This is a genomic window from Variovorax sp. JS1663 (assembly GCF_002157355.1).
In the GTDB taxonomy this organism is placed as follows: domain Bacteria; phylum Pseudomonadota; class Gammaproteobacteria; order Burkholderiales; family Burkholderiaceae_C; genus Variovorax.
In genome coordinates this window covers 20,145-42,865 of the sequence record NZ_LYMK01000054.1, presented here as the reverse complement: position 1 = coordinate 42,865, position 22,721 = coordinate 20,145, and the positions used below count along the sequence as shown (strand labels likewise).

14 protein-coding genes and 2 pseudogenes are annotated in these 22,721 nt (G+C 64.6%); 9 read left to right on the top strand and 7 right to left on the bottom strand.

What is annotated here, in order from left to right; translation table 11 throughout:
* Positions 1-309: 309 nt before the first annotated feature.
* Positions 310-1,377 (bottom strand): RNA-guided endonuclease InsQ/TnpB family protein, encoded by a 1,068-nt coding sequence (locus A8M77_RS30235; protein ID WP_086925169.1) that lies wholly within the window; start codon positions 1,375-1,377, stop codon positions 310-312.
* A 364-nt stretch (positions 1,378-1,741) separates the two neighbouring features.
* A complete protein-coding gene (locus A8M77_RS30230; RefSeq protein ID WP_143694819.1) occupies positions 1,742-3,352 on the bottom strand; it encodes a sensor histidine kinase in 1,611 nt (536 codons plus the stop codon).
* A gap of 275 nt (positions 3,353-3,627) precedes the next feature.
* On the opposite strand from A8M77_RS30230, the gene A8M77_RS30225 reads away from it, so the two are divergent.
* From A8M77_RS30225 to A8M77_RS30195, 7 genes and pseudogenes are all read left to right on the top strand, one after another.
* On the top strand, positions 3,628-4,995 hold the full coding sequence (locus A8M77_RS30225; protein ID WP_143694818.1) for a YqaJ viral recombinase family protein: 1,368 nt from the start codon (positions 3,628-3,630) through the stop codon (positions 4,993-4,995).
* A gap of 116 nt (positions 4,996-5,111) precedes the next feature.
* Positions 5,112-5,876: a hypothetical protein gene (locus tag A8M77_RS30220; protein WP_086925166.1), complete on the top strand. Its 765-nt coding sequence runs from the start codon at positions 5,112-5,114 to the stop codon at positions 5,874-5,876.
* 162 nt (positions 5,877-6,038) lie between these two features.
* Positions 6,039-12,092 carry a strawberry notch C-terminal domain-containing protein gene (locus A8M77_RS30215; protein WP_086925165.1) on the top strand — a complete coding sequence of 2,018 codons (6,054 nt, stop codon included), beginning with the start codon at positions 6,039-6,041 and terminating at the stop codon, positions 12,090-12,092.
* 61 nt (positions 12,093-12,153) lie between these two features.
* Complete coding sequence (locus tag A8M77_RS30210; RefSeq protein ID WP_086925164.1) at positions 12,154-12,999, top strand: hypothetical protein; 846 nt, start codon at positions 12,154-12,156, stop codon at positions 12,997-12,999.
* Positions 13,000-13,001: 2 nt separating this feature from the next.
* The gene (locus A8M77_RS30205) at positions 13,002-13,394 is read left to right on the top strand and encodes a hypothetical protein (RefSeq protein ID WP_086925163.1); all 393 of its coding nucleotides are present in this window, start codon (positions 13,002-13,004) and stop codon (positions 13,392-13,394) included.
* A 198-nt stretch (positions 13,395-13,592) separates the two neighbouring features.
* Positions 13,593-13,958, top strand: coding sequence for a T6SS phospholipase effector Tle1-like catalytic domain-containing protein (locus tag A8M77_RS37525; protein WP_086925170.1), 366 nt, complete (start codon positions 13,593-13,595; stop codon positions 13,956-13,958).
* A pseudogene (locus A8M77_RS30195) lies at positions 13,937-15,145 on the top strand (T6SS phospholipase effector Tle1-like catalytic domain-containing protein); the annotation flags it as partial. The gene A8M77_RS37525 and the pseudogene A8M77_RS30195, both read left to right, overlap by 22 nt.
* Before the next feature lie 29 nt (positions 15,146-15,174).
* On the opposite strand, the gene A8M77_RS30190 reads toward A8M77_RS30195, so the two are convergent.
* Positions 15,175-16,551 (bottom strand): Fic family protein, encoded by a 1,377-nt coding sequence (locus tag A8M77_RS30190; RefSeq protein ID WP_158101026.1) that lies wholly within the window; start codon positions 16,549-16,551, stop codon positions 15,175-15,177.
* A gap of 247 nt (positions 16,552-16,798) precedes the next feature.
* Here A8M77_RS30190 and A8M77_RS30185 point away from each other — a divergent pair, with 247 nt between their 5' ends.
* On the top strand, positions 16,799-17,392 hold the full coding sequence (locus A8M77_RS30185; protein ID WP_158101025.1) for an HAD domain-containing protein: 594 nt from the start codon (positions 16,799-16,801) through the stop codon (positions 17,390-17,392).
* A 14-nt stretch (positions 17,393-17,406) separates the two neighbouring features.
* Positions 17,407-18,993 carry a helicase HerA domain-containing protein gene (locus tag A8M77_RS30180; RefSeq protein ID WP_143694817.1) on the top strand — a complete coding sequence of 529 codons (1,587 nt, stop codon included), beginning with the start codon at positions 17,407-17,409 and terminating at the stop codon, positions 18,991-18,993.
* A 2-nt stretch (positions 18,994-18,995) separates the two neighbouring features.
* Here A8M77_RS30180 and A8M77_RS30175 read toward each other — a convergent pair whose 3' ends face one another.
* From A8M77_RS30175 to A8M77_RS37520, 4 genes and pseudogenes are all read right to left on the bottom strand, one after another.
* Positions 18,996-19,703: a hypothetical protein gene (locus A8M77_RS30175; RefSeq protein WP_086925158.1), complete on the bottom strand. Its 708-nt coding sequence runs from the start codon at positions 19,701-19,703 to the stop codon at positions 18,996-18,998.
* 249 nt (positions 19,704-19,952) lie between these two features.
* The gene (locus A8M77_RS30170) at positions 19,953-21,665 is read right to left on the bottom strand and encodes a hypothetical protein (RefSeq protein ID WP_086925157.1); all 1,713 of its coding nucleotides are present in this window, start codon (positions 21,663-21,665) and stop codon (positions 19,953-19,955) included.
* Between the two features lie 6 nt (positions 21,666-21,671).
* On the bottom strand, positions 21,672-21,968 hold the full coding sequence (locus A8M77_RS30165; protein ID WP_086925156.1) for a hypothetical protein: 297 nt from the start codon (positions 21,966-21,968) through the stop codon (positions 21,672-21,674).
* A gap of 323 nt (positions 21,969-22,291) precedes the next feature.
* Positions 22,292-22,693: pseudogene (locus A8M77_RS37520) on the bottom strand (A1S_2505 family phage non-structural protein); the annotation flags it as partial.
* Between the last annotated feature and the right edge of the window lie 28 nt (positions 22,694-22,721).

Sequence of the window (22,721 nt, the reverse complement as noted above, 5' to 3'; positions counted from 1 at the left end):
ATCGCAGCCGAGGCGTGACCGATCAATAATGCAACCCTTGTCCTGCCTGGAGGAATTTGACTGTCCACAGGTGGGGGAGTTTGAAGTGTCGATCGGGGTGGTGATTGGCAGGTTCGGTCGAGCGCCGCTCAGTAACCCGACGGCGGCAGTCCCCAGTTGCGCTCGGCGTCGTTGCGTCGGCTCCCCGCAAAGCGGCTTCTTTGGAGATCGTGCAGCTCGCCATTGGAGTGCCACTGGGACCCTGGAGTCTTCGCTGTTGCCGCTGTTGCTCCGCAGCGTGGTGACATGCTTCTTGACATCCTCCCCGCCCTAAAGGACGGGGATTCCTCCTGCGAGACGCTGATGACCCAGCGCGAGAATGTTCCTTGCGGCATTGACGTCGCGATCGTGCATCGCCCCGCAGCTGCAGATCCACTCCCTTATTCGCAGACCTGCTCTACCCTTTGGACTGCTGGCGGGAATGGCCCCGCAGCATGAGCAAGTCTGGGTTGTGTAGTTCTCATCGACTACCTCGAAGACGATACCGGCCTTGTGGCACTTGTATTCCAACATCGTCTTGAACATGGACCACCCCGCATCCAGGGTGGACTTGGCCATCTTGGTCTTGACCAATTTGGCGCTGGCTACGTTGCCCACGAAGATGGCGCCCGATTGCCTCACCAACCGGGTGCTGAACTTGTGCAGTTCGTCCTTGCGGCGATTGGCAATCATGGAGTGGATGGCGTTGACGCGCCCCTTCTTGCGCGCACGCTGCGCGATGCCCAGAGCCGACTCCAGCTCGCGGTACCACTTGCCCTCGAGCTTGCAGCCATCGGAGGTTGTGACCGCATCCTTCAGACCGAGGTCGACTCCGACGCTGGCGGTACCAGAGCCCGGCTTTGGCTCCGCCTTGACCACCACGTTGAGATACCAGCGGCCGCGGCTGTCCTGGCTGAAGTTGCCGGCGCGAAGCTCGAAGTCGGCCAGGCCGTAGCTGTCCCAAAGGCTGAAGGTCTTGCCGGCGAAGCGGACCTGGCCGCCCTTTGCCTTGAGCGCGCGGGCCTTGAACGGAATCCAGCCTAACGAATAGCGGCTGGACCTTGGGTCGGAAACGCGCCAGCGTAGCTTAGATCGATTGAACTGGTTCCGAGCCTTGGTGTACTCTTCGCAGACTTGTTGAGTCGTGGGCGACCCGATCTGCACGCCATCGCATTTGCTGAAGCCGTTCGTCAGCTTCTGCAGGTCATGGCCAGAGAGCCACTGTCTGCGCTCGCGAATAGCGCGATGACTGGTCTCATTGCAAAAGTTCCACACTTGGTTGACCTCTCGAGCCATCGCGGAGAGCACGGCGGCGTGCTTGTCCTTGATGCGCAGTTTGAGGGTCCTGGTGTGCTCCATTGGGTCGAATCATAATTTGGTCCACGAGAGTACTGCTCGAACGTGACGACGATCCCCTGGTACTCGAATGTCAACGCATTTGGATCGGCGTAGATCGCGTTGAAGGAATCGGTCTCGACGGCGTCCTTGAATACCCGCGGCTTCGCGCCTGGCGACAGCGCCACGAACCTGGTCAGCGGCATGAGCAGATCGCGATCGATCGTTCGGGGATTGACCGAGGAGGGAAGCGAGGGCAATGACATTTTCGGCATGGATCTGCTTGAGGGGACGGGTCATGGCGGTCAGCCACCACAACGTCATTGTTGCGCTCATTGTTGCGCAGCGAAACAATGATCGAATCAATCCCCAGCCAGGCCAGCTTCCCTCAACCCAAGGCCAGGTCGATGCGGCGGTTGGCAGGATCCGGGTCGACATCCCCGATCTCCATCGTGACGCGCGTGCCTCGGCCTTCGACAGAGGCGATTGTGATCTTGGTATTCAGTGCCTCGGCCAGGCGGGCAACCAGCGACAAGCCGATACCCATTCCCTCTGGTGCAAGGGCAGTCGAAGTATCGACGCGGTAGAACTCCGAAAACACGTGGGGGAGCTTGTCCGCAGCGATCCCGATCCCCTGATCCCAGACTTCCACGCGCAACTTGCCTTGGTGGACGCGCGAGGCGAGCAGGATCCTGGTGCCTGGCTTGCTGTACCTGATCGAGTTGGACAGGACGTTCGCGACCATCCGACGAAGCTGCGTCGCATCGGTTCGCACGAGAGCGTCCATTGCGCGCACGCGCAGCTCGATCCCGGAGGCCTCTGCGACAGGGCCCACGACATGGGCCAATCCGTCGATCACCTCGGCGACGCGCACTGGCTCGACGGTAAGTTTGACTTCCCCGGTGTCGAAGTGCGCCAGGTCGAAAAGCGAGTTGAAGAGCTTGTTGACCGCGGCCGTTGCTCGCGCGATCTTCGGGCCGACCTCCACGTGGCTATCCGGGTAGGACTCGAGGTACTCGGCATAGAGCGACAGTGCGATCACGGGCTGGCGCATGTCATGAGCGGCGGCCGCGAGGAACCGGTTCTTGGACTTCACCGCGGCATCAGCTGCGCGCTTCTGGGCCGCCAGGTCGAATACCAGGCCGTAGTGATCGCCTTGGGTCTGCTGGTTGTCGCCCGCGATGCGCATCGCAAGGGCCAGCTGTCCGAGGGCGACCGGAACGACCCAAAGAAGGGCGCCCTGGGACGGGCCGCCCCAGACCATCCAGGTAATGCCGAGCAGCGACGAGAAAACGATGCCGCCGATGTAGAGCCGGAACAGGCGCGGAATCAGGGACAGCCTTCCCATGGGGGCGTACAGCATGCCCGCCAACAGAGACCAAGAGGCGAACTGCTGCAGCGAACTCATCCGTCCGAAGAAGAGCAGGGTGGAGCAACCCCACACCACAGCGAGGAAGAAGTAGATCGGCGCGATCCGCCTGAGGTAAGCGAATTGCTCCCGCGCCGGCGCTTGGCGCATCGTGCGGGCGTACTTGTTTTCCGCGACATACCGCGCAGAGTTGCCGGCGAGGGCCAGCGCCAGCCAGAGCAAGGCCTGCCAGTCAGGGATGTCCGCGCTGACGGCAATTCCAGCCATCGCAAAGCAGATGATGGCACCGAGCGTGATGCGACCCCTGGATTCGTCGATGTAGCGATTCATCAAGCTTTGCCCGATGAACTCGCGGCGCGCTATGGATTCAGCCGCTGGGTCGACGGTGACCGTCCGCTGCCTAGGTGCGCTGACCGTCGCGATCGCGGGGCGCTCAGCGGAGCGGGCAGCGTCGCGGTTCTTTGCAATCGGAAGGGTGGTCGTACGTGGAGGCGTTGCTGGCGGCAACGCGCTGACGATCGAAACGGACACGGGTAGTGAGAGATTCTTGACTCGCTCGATCGTAGGGCGAAACGCAGCCTCGAAAGCGTCCTGCGGCCCGTGCGAGCGTCCGAAAGCGTGATTTTTCATCCGTTGTTCCGCCACGCTTTCATGAACACAACGTTCCAGCAGAGCTCCAGCTCCCGAATCGCCTGCGCTCGTCCCGGCCCCCTCGGGCCTGGGACTCCGATCGACTGTGTACTTACTTGCTACATCCAGCGTTGCGCCGTTGCACCAAAAGCAAAAGTCAAAACAAAAAGAATAAAAAGCTCGCGTCAAGCTATCCTCACGAACATCAAAAACGATCGAGAAGCGCGAAGCGCGGATGGTCGCGAGATTGCAAGCCGACTGAGGAAACGAACGAGATGGAAGAACTGGACCGCCAGCTGACCGCCGACGACAAGGCAGAGATCGCCAAGAAGGTGTGGTCGCTCGTGGACGCGCTGCCGCAGCGCGACCTGATCGAGCTCTCGGACGCCCGTCAGTGGATCGGCCGCGTGGTCGAGCTCCATGGCGAGCAGGCGATCTGGCACGCCATTCGCCTGAACGGGTTCGGTGGCTCGGAGATCGGTGTGCTGGTGCGCAACCAGCACGGCGTCCGTGCCGACCACATGGCCAGCGCCCACGACATCGTGCTGGGCAAACTGATGCGCAAGGTTCCCGACGAGACCAACGAGCACATGACTCGCGGGCACGAGAACGAGGAACCCCACTCGCGCAAGTTCTACAAGAAGTACGGCGCTCACCGCGATTTGGACGCATACAGCACCCTCTCCAAGGCCCAAGGCTCGCTGCCGTGGATGCGCTACAGCCCGGACGAAGTGGCGATGCTGCCTTCGAAGGTGCTGGCCGCCACCCGCCCCATGGCCGCCGAGCGCCCCATGTCGCGCTGGCTCATCGACTACAAGGCTCCCAGCAAGATCGAAGAGGACGACGAGATCCACTTCCAGTACGGCTGCCAGCTCGCGCAGGGTGCGATCTTGTGCGAAGAGAACGGCGTCGAGATCCACGGCCTGATGCTGAGCCAGTTCGACTGGGCCGGCTGGCGCCTGAAGGACGACGTGGTCGAGGTCAACGACGAGCTCAAGCACCTGGTGCGCGAGGCCGGCAACTGGGCCTGGAACTGCGTCATGACGAACCAGGTGCCGCCGTACGTGCGCACTCCGGTCCTCGCCGACTCGGAAGGCTTCGTTGCCAAGCACGTCGACCTGGCCGAGCGACTGGCCAACGTCTCCGCTCTCTCCAAGGCCGCCGATGCGCGAGCCCTGGAACTGCGCGCCGAACTGCTAGTGGGCCTCGACGGCCGCAAGCTTGACGGCTGCAAGATCGTGCTGCCCGGCGCCGGCGCGCTCACCGCGAATCTGAAGATCGACACCGAGAAGCTCCAGGCCGACCTGAAGCCCGAGCAGCTCGCCATGGTCACCAAGAAGGACGGCTACGACTCGGCCGCCATGGCGCGGCACCTGAAGTCGCTGGGCGTGGACCTCAAGCAGTTCAAGGCCGACAAGATCGACGCTGACAAGCTCGCCGAGCACGCGGAGTCCTTCGGCATCGACCTGGAGGCCTACATGGCCGAGCAGCACGTCTTCAAGATCGACAAGCCCATCAAGGAAGAGATGGAGCGCTACATCGACACCCACTTCCCGCTCGTTGCGCCGGCCGTGGCTGAGGCCGACGAGCAAGCCGCGGATCAGTTCGCGGAAGAGCCGATGGCGGAGGCGCCGCGCGGATAAGGCGCGCTCCATCCCCAAAAGTGTTCGCGTGGCCAAGGATGAGGCCGCACAAGCCTCGCGAGCATCAAGAACGTGTGCGGTCTCATCTTTGTTCTCAATTTTTAGGAGCTGAACAAATGGCTATCGTCAAGTCCAACACCGACCGCAAGTCCCTGATCTTCATCTCGCTGGTCGAGCGTACCAACAAGCACCTGTCCGACGCCGAGATCGCGAAGAACCCGGAACACAAGGTGCCGGGCTTCCTCTACAAGAACCCCGAAGGCAAGCACGAGCTGGCCCGCCAGCTGTCCGGCAGCGTCGTGAGCGTGAAGGTCGGCACCGACAAGTACGAGCCGGTCGGCCAGCCCGCCGTCGTGTACCCGATCGCCACCGTGCGCCTGACCGACGGCGAGAGCGTCAAGATCCGTCTGGACCAGCAGCTGGGCCGCACTGTGATCGGCCTGCTGGCCGCCAACGCGCTGTCCCATGGCGACGGCCCGGTCGACATCTACGTGAGCCATGTTCGCGCCGGCGACCGCATCGGCAACAGCGAGCCGTTCGACCGCGATCGTTCATTCATCAGCGTGAAGCCGGAAGGTGCCGCCAACAACACGAAATTCGGCCCGATCTACGCCGGTGAAGACGGCCAGATCCTGGTGGACGCCGAAGGCAAGCCCGCTGCGCTGCCGAAGGCGAAGACCGTTCGCTTCCAGGGCCAGGACCGCCTGGACTGGGAAGAGATCAACAACATCGCCGTGTGGACCGCCGCCGGCCTGGAGAGCTACTACAAGGACAAGGACGCGCAAGCGCACACGTCCAGCCAGGCTCCCGACGACAACGAGCAACACAACGACGGCATCGACCTGAACGAAGCCGCCGCTGCTGCTGCCCCCCGCGGCTGAAACGCCGGGAAGGAAGCTGGCGGCATGACGGGACCGCCAGCGTCCTTCGGATTCCGAACGAATCCAAGTTTCTCGAGCGATCCCTGATCCAGCCGCACCCCCTGGGCCCCGATTCCCGGGCAGTCCAGTGGGTGCGCACCTTTTTCTGAGAGTAGGGCGGCGATGCCAAAGTGGATTGACCTGAACGATGCGTCTGGTGCGCGTCTGAAGATTGCAACGATCGAGGTGGGCGGCGATCCCCACTTGCACCTGTTCGTCACGGGCCTGTCCTACCTCAATCCCGCCTGGAACAAGGCAATCCAGCAACTCGGCTTCCATCCGGGCGGTGCACGCAAGTACCTCGTTCGCCGTGTGAAGGCCGGTGAGCGTCCGAAGCCCTCCGACTTCCGCCCTGTGTTCCCGAATGCGGCCGTGCGCGAGATGGTGCCGGAGAGCTACATGCTCAACCTGCAGACCGCGCGCAAGCCCGACGAACGTCCGGCAAGCAAGGAAGAGCGCGCCGCGGCGATCGACATCAACAACGCGGTGCTCCTGGGCCGCAACTCCGACGGCGAACGCGTGTTCGAAGCCGCCGGCTCCCGCTACGTCATCAAGGTGACGGGTCAGGGCACCGAACTGCGCGTGGACGAGTCGGAATCGAGCCAGCCGCATGTCTTCCTGCGCCTGCCCAAGGACGCGACGGACGAGTTCCGCACGCTCTCCATGGTCCAGTGCGCCGATGGTTTCGTGCGCTCGATGGTGCTCGGCGAAGTGCAGCACACCGAGGACCTGGGCCGCTTCATGCAGGCGCTGCACGGTACCGTCAGCGCCGACCAGCCAGTGGCGTTCACGACCGAGCAGCACGACGAGGTGCACGCCGCGATTGAGACGGCGCTCCTGCGCTACCTGCGCGACGGCTTCGAGGTGGCGCAGGACGCCTACGGCGAGTCGGCGCGCCTCACGGACATGCTGCCCCCGTTCCGCGGCCGCCTGCGCGGCACCGGCACGATGCCCACCCCGGTCTCGGTGGCCAGCCAGCGTCTTCTGGGCGACACCGAAGGCCTCACGGTCGTGGTGCCGAACGCGTTCGACGGCGCGAGCTTCGCGTTCCTGCCCGAGGGCACCAACGTGCGCGCCTACCGCGGCACCAAGGACATGTCGGCGCTCTCCAGCGCTGTCAACCTGCGCGCCAGCACCGAATGGCAAGACGGCGAGTTTTCGCCTGGCCGCGAAGTCGGCGCCGATGCGATGTTCATCAACGCGGATCCGGTGCTCGGCGCCGACGGTCGCCGCACGGACTACGTGCTCGCGATCAACGCGCTGCGCTCGCTTAAGGAGGGCGGCCGCGCCGTGATCGTGCTGGCTGCGGACGCGATGCCGGGCGAACTCTCGGTCGCCTCGCGCAACTTCTTGCAGATGGTCAACGAGCGCTACCAGATCCAGAGCGCCTTCGAGACCGCACCGATCCTGTCGCGCAAGGCCGGCGTCTCTGAGAACAACCCGGGCCTGCGCATCGTGTCGGTGGTCAACCGTCGCGTGGACCTGCCGACCCCGATCACGAGCCTGCCGGTCATCTCCTCGTGGGACGACCTGAAGACGACGGTGGACGAGGCCATGGCCCGCGCCGAGGTTCTGGACGCCCAGGCCCAAGGCGTGGATGTCGAGCGTGCCGCGCTCGAAGGCCGCGTGCAGCGCCCCTACATCGCCTTCTCCCGCGTGGGCGAAGCCCGCACGATGGTGCCATCGAACATGCAGGCGCCGCTGCAGGCAACCATGACCCGCATCGAGTCGCTCTACGGTCAGATCGACGAGCTCGTGACGCGCGAACTCGGCTGGGGCGAGACCGCGCTGGGCAAGCGTCTGTCGCCCGAGCAGGTGGACGGCATCGCGATGATGATCGTGCGCCAGCTGGAAGGCTACGCGAGCATCCTGGCCGACGAGACCGGCATCGGCAAGGGGCGCCAGCTCGCCTCGATGATGGCCTGGGCGCTGCGCCGTAATCAGAACGTCTTCTTCGTCACCGACAAGGCGAACCTGTTTTCCGACATGGCCCGCGACCTGAAGGCGATCGGCGAGTGGGACCGGGTTCGTCCGATGGTCATGAATACCGACGGCGAGATCACCTGGGAGCCCGGCCCCGGCGAGCCGCCGGTGGTGCTTGCCCAGGGCTTTGCTTCCGCGCGCACGAAGGCCATGGTCGAAGCCGGCACGAAGCTGGAGGATGAGGGCCTGAACACCTGCTTCCTGACCTACTCGCAGATCGCCGGCGCGGAGAGCGACAAGGCCCAGTGGGTAAAGAACCAGCTCGGCAACGCGCTCATCATCTTCGACGAGGCCCACGTGGCCGCGGGCTCCGACAGCCAGATCGCCAGCCACATCTCCGAGATGGCCCGGCTCGCCAAGGGCGTGCAGTACGCCTCGGCGACCTGGAGTAAGACGGAAGACAATCTGCACATCTACCAGCGAGCGCTGCCGGACAGCGTGAACGTGGCCTCCCTGGCCGCCGCGATCAAGAAGGGTGGCGAGTCGTTCTCGGAAGTGCTCAGCTCCATGCTGGCGTCCGAGGGTGCGCTCATCCGCCGCGAACACGACCTCTCCAAGCTGGACGTGAGCGTCTACACGGTCGAGGAACGCCGCGCCCACAACGAACGCGTGAGCGATGCCGTGGCTGAGGCGCTGGGTGCCGCCACCTACCTGGCTGGCGACATGTCGCAGATCTTCATGCGCGGCAACCGGGAGGCGGTGAGCGTGCTGCGCAAGGCGAAGGAAGCCCGCGCCGCGATGGTCGACCAGACCAACGCCGCCGCCGAGACGCCGATTGCTCGCGCCAACATCATGAGCTCGAGCTTCGGCACGGGCTCGGTGCTCTACCAGGTCATGAAGGCCGTGCAGGGCGCGCTCAACGCCGACCAGGTCGCCGATCGGGCCATCGAGCACATCCGCGCCGGCATGAAGCCTGTCATCGTCTCGGAAGCAACGAACGAGGCGCTGACCCGAATGCTCATGCTGGAGGCGGATGCCCAGGCCGAGGCCGCCGGCGCTGCGCCGCGCACCGCCGGCGGCCTGCCCTCGGCGATCAAAATGCCGACCATCCGCGACGCCGTGCGCGCCGTGCTGATGCCGCGCCTGACCACCGTCGTGCAGCGCGAGATCACCGAGGAGGATGTGCCCGACGAGCCGGAGGAAGCTCCGGCCCTGGCCGACGCTGCCGCCCGCGCCGCTGCGGAGCTGAATGCGGAGGGCGAGGAGGGCGAGGAGGGTGCGCAACCGGCCCACACCGCCGAGATGGCCGCAGCTCAACGCGAGGCCCGGATCCTGCGCACGCTGCAGCGCCAGACCGAGGGCGAGCAGGCCGCGGCAGAAGAAGACGCCGTCAGCCTGGACGAAGCTCTCGCGGCCGCAGCGCCCGCAACTGCGCCTGGCGAAACAAGCGAGCGTGGCAAGAAGGTCATTTCGAGCCGCCGGACGATCTCGATCCTCGACTTGCCCAACATGACGGAAGCGGATCGCCAGCACTTCCGGGATGGCGTCGCAGAGCTGGAGCGCCTCATCAATGCGATTCCCGAGCTCCCGGTGTCGGCCTTCGACGTGATCGAGCAAAAGCTGCGCGATGCGGGCATCACGGTGGGCGAGATCACGGGTCGCTCATTCTCCCTGGAGCGGATGCCCGCCCCGACCGCCGCTCCTGCGGAGGGGCAGGCTGTGGCCGCGACCGTCCCGACCACCGACGGGTTGGATGGCGCTCCCATGTGGAAGGTCATTCCGCGCCTGCGCAGCAAGCGCGCGGTCAACGCCGTCAAGCGGGCTTTCAACAACGGCGAGATCCAGGCGCTCCTGATCAACCGCTCGGCTGCCACGGGCGCATCGATGCATGCATCGCCGCAATTCCTGGACCGCTCGCGCCGCGTGCTGCTGGAGCACCAGATTCCGGAGAACGTGACCGACCGCATCCAGCTGATCGGCCGCGTGAACCGATACGACCAGGTCACCTTCCCGCTGGTGGAGACCTGCACGACCGGAATCTACGGCGAGCTGCGTTACGTGATGATGCAGAACCGCAAGCTGGAGAAGATGAGCGCGAACGTCCGCTCGAGCCGCGAGAACGCGATGCTCATCAAGGACGTGCCCGACCTCTTCAACTCGATCGGCCTGGAAGCCATTCGCAGCTATGTACAGGACGAGCCGCTCGTAGCCAAGAAGCTGGCGCTGCCGGAGAACTTTCTGGAGATCTCGGGCGTCACCGCCGCGGTGAACATGTTCCTGATGCGCCTGCCGCTGCTGAAGGTGGCCGAGCAGCGCCAGGTGTACGAGCAGCTGTTCAACCGCTTCGAAGAGAGCTTCAACCGCCACGAGCTCCTGGGCACGAACCCGCTCAAGACCCGCGAATTCGACTGGCGCGCGAAGGAGGAGTTCTCGGGCGTCTTCTTCGGCGACACCTCAGGCGAGCGCGAGAACATGGTGGAGGCGCTCATCAGCGAGACGCTCACGAACCGGGAGGATACGGGCGAGGCCGCGAGCGAGACCGCTGAGCCCACCGAGCAGGCGTCGGAAGCGACATCCGCCCCGACCGTGGAGGTGAGCGCGCTGGCCGCCGGCGCGCAGACGGGGGAGAGCGCCGCCGAGCAGGACGATCTGCTGTCGGCCTTCGATCGCCCGGTCTACATCAAAAAGATCTCCTACAACGTCGACCTGAAGCCGATGTCGTGGACAGCATGCGTCGCGGCCGCGACCGTCAGCGGCGAGATGCTTGCTGCGGATGGCGGCCACTTCGAGCTCGACGAGAACGGCCAGGCGTCCTGGAAGTCGGAGGTCCTGGCCAAGCTGAACTCGGGCATGCAGGCCATCGTCAAGATGGCGGCCGTGGCCGCGGGGTTGACCGACACCAATGAGGCTGTCCTCACGAACCCGCCCGCACAGCGTGCGCACCTGCGCGCCGAGTGGCTGAAGCGTCACGTCGCCGGCCTGGTGCCGGGCGGGATCTTCCAGGAAGACGCAAAGGTCGATCACAACGGTGCCGTTGTCCAGCCGGCCAAGACCGGCGTGATCGTGAACATGAAGCTGCCGACCGAGGTGCGCGAGCTCATCCTGCCGCACAAGTGGAGGATCGCTGTCGTGTTCCCGGGCGAGGAGCGCCCCGTCGAATACTCGCTGCGCGCACTGCTCTCGGATGTTCGGGGCGACGTGAAGAAGGGCGAGGTCGCCGGCACGGTGCTGACCAACACCTACGCGCGCCTGCGCCCCGTGAACTATCAGGCTGGCCTCGGGCAGGAGTGGCGATTCGCGAACGTGCTCGGAGAAGCCAGCCCGCGGATCCACTGGACCCGGGACGAGTTTGACCTGGCGCCCGTTGGCCAGCACCGTCGCTCCGGATACGTGCTGGGCGGCAACATGTACATGGCCTACGACTGGTCGGTGAAGTCGCGTGTCGGCCGCTCGATCATCTACACAGACGACAAGGGCATGCGCCAGCGCGGTGTGCTCCTGCCCTCCATCATGAGCCACGTGGGCGCGCAGTTCATGCCGATGCGTGTCTGGGGCGGACAGATCAAGCCGTTCGTGAAGAAGCTGGTGGAAGCCCAGGGCGTCAACGGCCTGCAGCTGGAGACCGAGTTCCTGTCGTCGAACAAGCCCTACGGGATCATGATCAACGACAAGGGCCTGTTGCTGTTGACGAAGGCCAAGGACGCCCGCCGCGCCCTGCGCCTGATGCGCGGCGAGCAGGTGAAGATGCGCAAGGCAGCCCTTGGTGATCGCGCGACCGCCGCGCGTGACCCGCTGAACGTCACCTTGGGCGTGCTGTCACGCAACGGCCGCCTCGGTACCGGGCGTGCGGCGGCGGGCCTGAACGGCCGCGTCGAACTCGGCGATGAGGCCACCGCAGGCTCGGCGACCGGCATCCCGCAAGGCTATGTCGCGGTCAAGCTCGGGTTCGATCCGACCAAGCCGGCGATGCTCGACCGCGCGCTGAGCCTCCTTGTGCACGGTACCGGCCTGGAGATCTACGCCAAGGGCATGCAGCAGCGCGCGCTCGCCAAGGAAGTCGGGCGCGAGTACTTCGCCCAGGTCCGCGAAGAGACCGCTCAGCGCCGCGCACAGGTGCGCCAGCAGATCGCTGCCGCAGCAGAGCGCGCCCCGGTGGCGCCCCAGTCCGAGGTTGACGCGCCTGCCGAGGAACGGGCGGACGCTGAAGCTGCCTCCGCCAACGACGAGCTGCGCGCCGAGCGCGCAGCAGCCTGATCCCCCCGCCGCGGCCAGCTCGCGGCGATCCCACCACCCGAACCATTCTGACGATCCGACCATGACCCTTCAAGCAATCGAACTGTCGCCCGCCGAGTGCGACGAACTCCTGGCCGCCCTGTCCGGCTCGACCCCTTCCGTCGCCGAATGGCGCGCGGTGGTGCAAAAGGCTTTCGCGAAGGGTGTCGCGGCTGCCTCCCCGAAGGACAGCATCCCCGCGGTGCTTGTCGAGCCGCTGATCGACATCGCGGAGACCATCGCGCGCGAGCAGCTGGTTCCCTCGGGCGACTCGCGCGGGCGCTATGAGCAGTATGCGGAATGGGCGAAGGAGTTCCAGGCGAGCTTCTCGCGCAGGCTGGCCGCCGGAGAGGAGCCGCATTCCAGCTACTACCAGGACATCGAGGCGTTCACGATGAAGAAGGTGGCCGCCGGCGGGTTCATTTCGATCGAGAAGCCTGCGCCGGCAATGGTGGTCGAGCGCAGTGTGTTCCGGGAGTACGCCATTGCTGGCCAGCGAGAAGGCGAACTCGAGGTCGACTCGAACGCGAAGGTGAATATCTCGCAGGACAATCCCGACCTGCCGCCCCAAGGTGCCTACATCGAGTGCTGGACCTATGTCAGCAACGACGAAATCTCAGGCTTCCTCACCCGGCTGGTGCAGGACTCGGAGCTCGAGGCAGAGGCCCTGGACGAAGCAGTGTATGCAGCGGCCAATCGGACGGTGCCGACGCAGGCGCGCGAGGAAGACCTTGACCTGATCTCGATGGGAGCTTCAGACGTGAACAACGAGGGCTTCGACACGCAGATCCAGTACCTGGTCGCGCGCGTCGGTCCCGAGGGTGCCTTCCAGGCCGTCGAAGCCGCCATCGCTGCCGCGCAAGACGAGCGACCGGCCCCGCGAGGCTGACCGTGGAGTACCGGCTCAACTGCGGCCAGTTCGTGCTGCACGCCAAGCGGCCTTTCAGCGACCATCTGGAGCCCGTGGGGCGCCCACTGGATCAGATCTCCCTGGCGATCGACACCGCAGAAGGCACGCTGCAAAAGCATGGCGTGCCGGACCTGATCGCCGCCTGGTACGCGAATACCAGCAAGAAGCTGCGCGACGCCGGTTGCGGGGAGTGGGCCGACAACCTGGTGGTGGTCACCGGTCGATTCCCGGTCGAGGAGGTGAACAAGTGCGTGGGCGCCATGTCCTATGCAGGCATTTTCTACAAGCGCCTGATCGCCGGCGAGATCGAGGAGATGCCGCTTGCCTGCGACTCCACCATCGAGGAGCCTCGCTGCCGACCTGCAGGGGGTTAGAAGACCTCTCCCCAGGATGGAGGAGGAAAGGACCTGCTCACTGGTGGTAGGGCTTGATCTGCGAAGCTCCTGATGCGATGCCCCCGCGACGAGGCGGCTGGAGGGTGTCCCGATGTCATCAACTGGGCTGGCAAAGGAAGCGTGGCGTGCCGCCTGTCGCGCGGCCGTCCTTCAGCAGTGCAAGGAAGCCGATGACGCCTGGAAGCAGAAGCCGGGCCGAAACCTGATTCTGTTTTTCGACGGGACCGGGAACATTCTCGGGTTCAGCGGCGAAACCAACGTCATCAAGCTGATGAAGCTCCTCAACAAGGAGGAGCCTTCAGACAGGGCGTTCAGCAGATCGTCTACTACGACCCGGGAGTTGGGACGAACAACGAATTCCCGCCCGCCGGCTTCCTGGCGGGGGTCACCGCAAAGTGGAAGCTGATCAGCGGTCTTGCGCTCGGCCAGGGCGCGTTCGAGAACGTTGAGCAGGGGTACGACTTCCTCTGTCGGGAGTACATGCCGGGTGATCGAATCTGGCTCTTTGATTCTCCCGCGGCGCTTTCACAGCCCGGGCCGTAGGTGGCATGGTCAACATGTATGGGCTGACCTACAGCTCGTGCCTCCCGATGGTGCGCACGCTCGTGCGTGTGTACTTTGCCGAGGCCAACGACCAAAGCGACCGGTTTGCGGAGGACGTCGTCAAGCACTTTTCCCTTGGGCGTACTCCGCTCATTCACTTCACCGGCGTCTGGGACACCGTCGAATCGATCGGGCTGACCGGCGGTGTGAAGATCACGAACTCAAAGGATCTCGAGTACAAGCGGTTCGTGCATGTGCGGCACGCGGTTTCCTTACACGAAACTCGCTCGAAGTACAGGCCGCGCTTGTACCGAGAGCCCGCGTTCACCCGAGAGGAGGAGACTTTCCGTTCCTTCAAGCAGACCTGGTTCCGGGGTGTCCACAGCGACGTCGGAGGTTCGTATAACGAGGACGGTCTTTCGAACATTGCTCTCAACTGGATGATCCACGAGGCCGGCCGCGATCTGGAGTTCGCCGAGAACCGGCTCATTTTCCCGGAGGACGCGAACCAACCGCTGCACGATCAGACGCTGGAGTGCCCATACTGGGTGCTGACAGGGGTGAACACGCGCAAGCGGAAGGCAACGGCGCATTTCCATTCCACGGCAATGCCTGTTGGGGGCGCGACGGCAGCAAAGCGTTCGAAGCCGTGGTGGCACTGGCCGCTATTCGGCCTCATCGTCTTTGCGCTCACGATCGCTTGCTTTGCGGCCAGCGCTGAAGGTGCTTGCCTGTTGAGGGAGGGCCCCGATTGGTTGACACGAACACTGTCCGCAGCCACGTCGATCGAGCAGTTCCTGAAAGGCGTGCCCTTGCAATGTTGGAGCGCGGATGCTCCACGGACAGGCTGGTGGACCGCTGCACTGGCGTTTGCCTGGCTTTGCCTGCCATACCCCCTCGCGTGGTCGCTCCGGCGGTGGAGCGCTGCACCGGTGGTAGAGGGCGTCAGACTGCCGTTTGCCGCAGCACGCGTACACCTTGGTCTCTGGGGCTTGCTGCTGTTCGACGTGCTTGAGCACACCGCGTTCTCTTCGGTGGCATCTTCGGAAGGGGTGTTTTGGCGGACTCTTGTCTTCTTTATTCTGAAGGCAGTGTGTCTGGCATGGATTCTGATCGTCTTTGGCGTGGGCGCCTTGCGTGGGCCACTTCGGTCAGGTTCCAAGACCGCGCAGGCGGCCGGCGTTTGAGGTCGGGTCGGCGGAGGGAAAAGGGAAGCCTATGCCGTGGCGCGGTCCGTGACGCAGTGGCTTTCCAGTGCGGCCTCGCGCTCGGCGAATCGCTGAATATCCGGCAGCCTCAATCCGTACGCTGCTCCCACGAACGGATTCCCCAGGCATGCCCCCAGGATCTCCGTCACCCGATCGACGAAAGCCGTCGAGTCGGCTCCCTCGACGCTCGCGGGCGCTGTAATGGCAATGCTGTCCAGGACCGCCGCTCGCACGACCTGGCGCAGCTCGTTGTCGTACCGAAGGTCGATCTCATCCGGGTCGCGTGCGGCCTGAGTGATTGTGAAGCTCTCGAAGGAGCGATGGCAGGCTTGCACGTAGACCTCCGTGAGGATCCGGGGATCGCGTTGCTCGTAGACGGCCGCCAGGCCGAACTCCATGTCGTCCTTGTTCACGTCGAGCCAGCTGATCGGCAGGATTCCATTGCGCAGGAGGGGGATGTTGGTGCACAGGCGCGCGACGCGCTTGTTGCAGTCGTGGAACGGCTGCAGGTAGGGCACGTGAACAAGAAGGAATAGAGACTGCTCGTACGGGTCGATGATCTCGGCGGCCTTCCGCACGATCTGGCTGAACAACCGCTCGATCTCGGCGGGAATGGCCGGCGGGATGTAGCTGCTGGAGCTGATCCTCACGGCCGTATTCCGAATTGCGCCCTGGCGCATGGGGTTGCTCAGCAGCCCACTGGACAGAATGGCGTGGATGCTGCGGATGTCGTGCTCGTTGATCCCCACGTCCCCGTCCCGGGTCGGCTGGTGAATTCCCTCGACGATGAACTTGGCCGCTTGGAAGTGGTTCATGAGCACCTTGCGATCGACCGGGGCCAAGTTGCTGATGGGTGTGTCCTCCTCGAAGAAGCTCTTCGTGGCCAGGTGCCCGTAGTCGACCCCTTCCAGGCGGCTGGATGCATAGGAGAGGTCGGACATGAACCGGCGCATGTCCCGGTCCTGGCGGTCGCCACGCTTCAAGGTGCCTGGTGCACACGCCGCATGGAGGCTTTCCACCTCATCGGAGCGCAGGTATCGGGTCTCGTTGGGTACGTAGCTGTCCAGCATCCCGCGGTCGTAGGCGACATGTGGCCGCGTCCTCGCGTCTGTGGCGAGGTGCATGCGCAAGGCAGCTCGTCGCAGAGCATCCGTGGGGATGTAGTAGGCACTGCGGCGGCTGCCGGCATCAATTAACTGCGCGAGGCCTTCCATACCCAGCTGCTTGAGCCGGCGCCAGACTGCGGTGCGTCCGAGGTCGCCATCCTGGATCGAAGAGCACTTGTCCATCAGCTCCCCGATGGAAATCCCATCGGTGGTTCCAGCCATTCCGATGTGGTACGCCAACTCGCGCTTGTGGAGGTCGGTGATCTGCTTGAGGTCCATGTGCATCTCGGATGGCGCCCGTGCGCCGATCGCTAGTCCGTGTGAGCCTGATGCTATGGAAAGCGGGTGCACCTGTGTGCGATTGTTTCGTGCTTTGTTTCGTCGCAGAACAATGGACGAAACAAACACCTCGAGCAACGCCTTGAGGCGGTATCTACCGCTGCGTTCAAACATTCTCTTCGCATGGAGCATGCATCGAGATAATTGGTCCGCACAGATACAATCCTGCGAACGAATAGAAATGAGCATGCCGCCGATCCAGTCTTTCTGCCACACGATTCTCTGCCTGGATTTCGACGGCGTGCTGCACCGGGCCTCCGACGCCATTCACCTGGCGAGCACTCCGACCAGCGGTCCCTTGCTAGCTGTTCAGATGAAGGCCCAGGGCCGCCTCGTTTGGTTGGACCACCTCGTCGATATGCTGGCCGAGCGTCACGAAGTGGCCATCCTCGTGCACTCGACCTGGCGCAGAAAGTTCGACCAGGCAACGCTGGCGCATCTGCTGGGGGACTTGAGCGATCGAGTCATCCAGCCGCCGGCCTACTTTGTGGACCTCAGTGCCCCCGCGCCGGAATTCATTCGCCAATCGCTCGACTGGATCAACGAATCACGCCGTGAAGCGAACGTCCCGGAGTTGACGCTGGACGAGCTTGTGGTCATCGATGACCGGCCCGAGTTCTTCGCCAGCGACGAAGGCGTAGCCGGCCGACTCCTTCTCACGGACCCGAATCTGGGCTTGTCCGTCGCCCACACGCGCGTCCGCCTCGCCGCCATGCTTGATTCGGCTTGCAGCGAGCTCGCTGCGCCAGAGTTTGGCGCTGGGCCGTCCTCCAGTTTCTGAGGGCCGCATCCCCAGTGGCGATCTCAGCGTTCAGTACCACCGGTCTCGAAAAGCGACCTCCCGCGAGTCCGCCTGTGCAGCTAGTGCAAGCGGCAGGTTCACCGGCGGTCATGCGAATCATCTTCGGCTTCGACGATCCGATGCTCCAGCGCGGGCAGCAGGTGCCGGTGGCCTGGTCCGAGGCGGATGCTGTCAACGGGCACATGCTGTTGGCCGGCAAATCGGGCAGCGGCAAGACCTTCTCGCTTCGGCGCATCGTTCGCCAGATCACCCGCGCACAGCGCAATGTCCGCGTGCATCTGATGGATGTGCACGGCGACCTCGAGTTGGACGACTGCTCGACCGTCATCTTCTCCGAGTCGACCCCCTACGGCATCAACCCGCTCAAGCTCTCGAGTAACCCGCACTACGGTGGCGTGAGAAAGAGGATCCAGGCGTTCATCGAGATGGTGAACGACTCGAGCCGCACGCCGATGGGCGACCGGCAGGTGGCCTCGCTGCGAAACCTGTTGCAGGACCTGTACGCCATGCACGGCTTCCGCGCCGACGACGCGTCGACCTGGCATGAAGAGCCGGGCGATGTGCCGCCGGGAGACGGCCGCATCTACCTGGACATCCCGTTCGAGTCGAAGGACGGCGCGAAGGACGCGGCCCGGGCGGCCGGCCTCACGCTGCAGTTCGATCGCGACGCGCGCTGCTGGTGGACCGATCGCCACGAAGGACCGCTGGAGCGGTATCCCTGCAAGCGCTTCGGCAAGCACTACCCATCGCTGGCGGAGGCGGCCGCGTATGCGAAAACCCGTCTGCGCACCTTGACCACGGGCGGTGGTACGAAATCGACGCGGCTTCTGGAGGAGCACAACAAGCGCGTGGTGTCATGGCAAGCGAAGGCGCGCAAGTTCGCCGCAGGTCTTGGCAATGGAGAGGACGTCGAAGAGGCTCGGCAAGAGGTTGCGCGCGGAGTCGACGACGTGATCGAGTCCTTCAGCGAGTACGTGGCCGGCATCGCCACCGGCAAGGAGCTCGACGCGCTGATCCGCTACGACACAATGGACACGATCAGAAGCATCGTGAACCGCCTGGAGACAATCGTGGCCAGCGGGATCTATCGCAGCGCGGAGCCGCCCTTCGATGATGCGGCACCGGTGTGGCGCTACAACCTCACCGCGCTCTCCGGGACCGAGCAGAAGATGTTCGTCTGGACCCGGCTCACCGAAATCTTCGAGAGCGCACGCGAGCGTGGAATCGTGAAGGGCGCGGCCGAGCTGCGCGACGTGATCGTCGTGGACGAAGCCCACCAGTTCTTCGCCGACAAGGACACCAATATCCTGGATCGACTCGCGAAGGAGGCCCGCAAATTTGGAGTGGCGCTGATCGCGGCGAGCCAGAGCCCCACCCACTTCTCCGAGGACTTTCTGGCTAACTGCGGCACCAAGATCCTGCTCGGCCTGGACTCGCTCTACTTCGACGGCACCGTGCGGAAGATGCGCATCGACAAGGATGTGCTGAATGCGGTCGTGCCCGGCAAGGTGGCGGCCATCCAGACCTCGGTTCGGGGCGAGCAGGCGCCGCAGTTCAAGCTGGTTCGGGTATCTGGATAGCGTCAGCGAGCAGCGACCAGCTTCGCTTGCTCATCGCGAAACTGCTTTGAGGCGTCCTTGCGCGCCTGGTTGTACTCGCCCCAGGTCATCTTGCCGCTGTACGCAGCGAGTGCTGCTTTCTCTAGCCGAGCGGAGTTCTCCTCAAGCAGCTGCGCAAATGCGGCGCCCCGAGCGCCGCCTAAGGACCTGTAGGCGCGCGAGGCCGTGACGACTCGCTCGTTGTACTTCTGACGGGCCAACACAAGGGCCTCACGCTGCGCATCGTTGGCGTACGACGTGTCCGCCAAGTGCGCGAGGGTGATGCTCTCGATCTTGCACGGGCTCTTGGCCCAGAGGACCTGCAGCGCAGGATCAACGCAGGTGGCTTCGGCTTGGCGCGAAGCCTCGCGGTCGACCTCCGCAAGAGGGTTCGAAGGGGCCGAAGGAGTGGCGCCGGCGCTGGGGCTTTGCTGCTGCGCATTCGGCCTGGTCAGGTACCAGCCCTTTGCGTTCATGCACGAGCCGAAAAGGTTGCCGTTTGTTACCACAGTGTTGGTTGCACTGCCACCGAACTGATTGACGACCGCACCGCCCACTCGTTGCTGGGAATCCTGCATGCAGGTGTACCTGTCGCTCGCAAAATCGTTCTGGGACGCACCGGGTTTAACCCAGACCGGCTGGGCGCAGCCGGCTGCCAAGACGGCTGCGGCGGTGATGAGAAGGAAACGCATAGTGCCTCTTGTCATGTTGCGTGAGCGGCCGGAATGGTACCGATTGCACGTGGAAGAGACAGTGGTGAACTGCGCAGGGGCTGCCATTCCGGTGTAACAGGCACTTCCGAGTGCGCAGTTTTTCACGGTTCACAGCGTCCTGAGCTGCACTGATCCAACGCTTTCGGTCCCTCGAGGCTCCGCGCAGGAGGTCCCTTTTGTTGCGGTGTTCATTGCGCAGCGAAACAATCGGCGCAACAAAGGAGTCCGCTACGGCGCTTCGCGCTGGCCCGCCATCTCGCGCGTGCGCCGCTCGTGGAAGGCGGCGACGCGGCCCAGCACCGACGCGGCGCTGCTCTTCCAGTCGGTGATCGAGCCGTTGAGGGCGGCGCGCGCGCGATCGGGCGACGGGACCACGATCGCCTGCTCCGCAGCTGCGGCGCGTGTCTCGCGGGCACCACCAGCGAGGATGAATCGGTCCATTTCCGCTGTCGAAGAGGCCCGAGGTGCGGCCGCCTCGTTGGACCGGCGAACCGGTGCTGCTCGAGCCGGCCTGCTGTGGCTGGCGGCGGGGGCCAGGTTCATGGCCTCGCGCAGCGAGGGTTTGGCCGCCGCGGCCTTCGCCGGCGCCTCGGCCGCTGCCTGGGCATGAGCGATCGCGGTGGTTGGTGCGCGCACTGCGTCTGCCACCGGTGCTGGGGGTGCTGGTGCTGGCGCTGCTGCCATTGCAGCCGGCGCGGGTGTCGACGCGCTGACCGTGGCCACGAGCGCCGTCGGGACCGAGGTGGTTTGCGCCACTCTTTCCGGTGCTGCCGCAATCGGCTCCTGGAACTTGCGACCCGTCAGCGCCATCACGGCGTCGACGCGCTCGCTCGCCAGGGAATCGGCACGCTTCACGGTGTCGGCTGCCACCGCGATCGGCTGTCCCAGCTTCTGGGCCTGCGCCAAGTGCTGCTGGTGGGTGCGGTGCGCGACGTCATAGAGCGCGGCACCGTACGACATGCTGGCCGCATGGCTCTGCACGGCCTCGTAGGACCTGGTCTCCTGCTCATCGAGCGGCGCGCCGGTGAAGATCTTCTCCCGCAGGCTGCTGCTGACGTTGTAGGTGGCGGAGACAGCGACCATGCCCAGGTTCGGGTAGCGCTTCATGTTCGCCTGGCCTTCGGCGAGGAACTCCGCAGCCTTCTTGGCGCCGCGCACCGGGTCGATGTCCTTGGCGCCGGCGTGCTGCTGGTCGATCTGGAAGAGGCCGTAACTGGCCTTGGCCCCACTCTTGAGTACTTCGTCGATCGACTTGCCCTTGTTGAGCAGCTCGACGCCCTTGCGATCGAAGCCGATCTGCACGACGCCGCGGCTTTCCGTGTAGTAGGCGCCGGCGATGAGGCGGGGCTCGACGCGGATGCGCCGTTCCTTGTAGAGCTCGGCCGAGGCCTGGTCGGCCAGGCGCGCCACATCCCATGGATGCAACGTCCAATGCGTCTCTTTCTGCTTCGTGGCGTTGTTGAAGACGCGAGTGGCGATTGGGGCGAACTGCCCATAGGCCAGGACGGCGGTCTGCTCGGACGATGGCATCTCGACCTGCGTGTCCTTGGGCAGTGCCAGCGCTCGGGCCATCTCGGCCGCTGCTCGCGTGTCTGAAGGGACCGGTCGGCTCAGGATCTGCACGCGGGTCCGATCGGTCTCGTGCATGACCGGCGCGGCGTGGATCCTGGCGGTTTGGGTGGGCTGGGCTGCCTGTACGGTCTGCGTGGCGGTGGGCGCCTTGGCCGTGGGGGCGATCTGCTTCGCCTGGTGGCCGCGCGCCTGCATGTCTGCGATCACGTCGGCGATCTTCTGGGCGCCCGGGCCCATCATTGCGGCAGTCGCCGTGACCCCCGAGGCGAACAAAGCCGCAGCCTTGAACAGCTTCGAGCTTTTGCTGCCCCGAACCTCGACGTTGGCGGCAGGTGCCGGCGTGCCTTCCTTCAGATCTTCTTCAGCCACGCGGCATCACCCCTTTATGCGCTCGGTGGCCACGGGCTCGCCGGAGTCCTCGTCCAGTTCGGCGAAGACCAGGCCGTCGTCGGAAAGGAGCTGCTGGATCACCTCGGGGGCGAGCGGCTCGGCATCGGAACCCAGTTCCTCGGTGGTGCCGTCCTGGCCGGTGACGGTCAGATGCGTGGAGTGCACCTCCACTTTGCTGAAGGGCAGGCGGCCGACGCGGGGCAGGGCGCCGATGGCGAACTGGGCGGATTCACCTTCGCCCAGGCGGACGATGGCGATCTCAGGGGAAACGTGTTTTGTCATGACGGCGTCGGAAGCTCGATACAGCCGCGCGGATGCGGGCGCATCCACACAATGCTAGGGCAGAACTCTTGAACGTCGGCGTTTGTTTTAGAAGCGGGGAAGGATGGGCGCTTGGAAAGCGATCGTCCAGGAGCCGTGAGTAAATTATTCCCGAGCGTCATTGTGCGGCCCGCGGAGCTCGATTGACTCTCCCCTGACAGAAGAGTAGAAGCGGTCCCTGTCTATGCCTGTTCTTCCCATGCGGCGTGGGTCCCTTTTTCAAAGGAGAGGTCAACCATGGCTAAGAGACGTCGCTTTCGACACCGGTCTCGACCCATTCAGGACTAAGCGACTGTTCGCGGTGGGAAACGCAGAGCGGTGACGTGAGGCGCGCAGACACCGTGCGCGCGAGAACCGATGAGGAGTAGCTGGAACTCAGGCGGCAGCTGGCAATTCCCCGGTGCGTCTTTGAACATCGGCGCAATCTCTGAGTGCCTGTAGCCGGCCAGCCCGCAGCCGATGGGCGTCACTTCGAATCGGAGGTCCGGCCTGCTCGCGGCAAATGCGAGGAAACGGTCGACGCCAGCTCGGATCTGCTCCAGAGGGAGCGTGTAGAGTGAGCGGCCAGGGCGCTGGCCTTTCGTGGGAATCGCGTACGAGTTGCCTTGCAGGCCATCGCCCTGGCCGTAGACGGCGCCGCGGTGCTGGCGCGCGAAGAGGGCAGCCCCTTTCCCGTGCCGGCCGGCCGTGTTGCTACCGCCGGCCGCCGAAAAC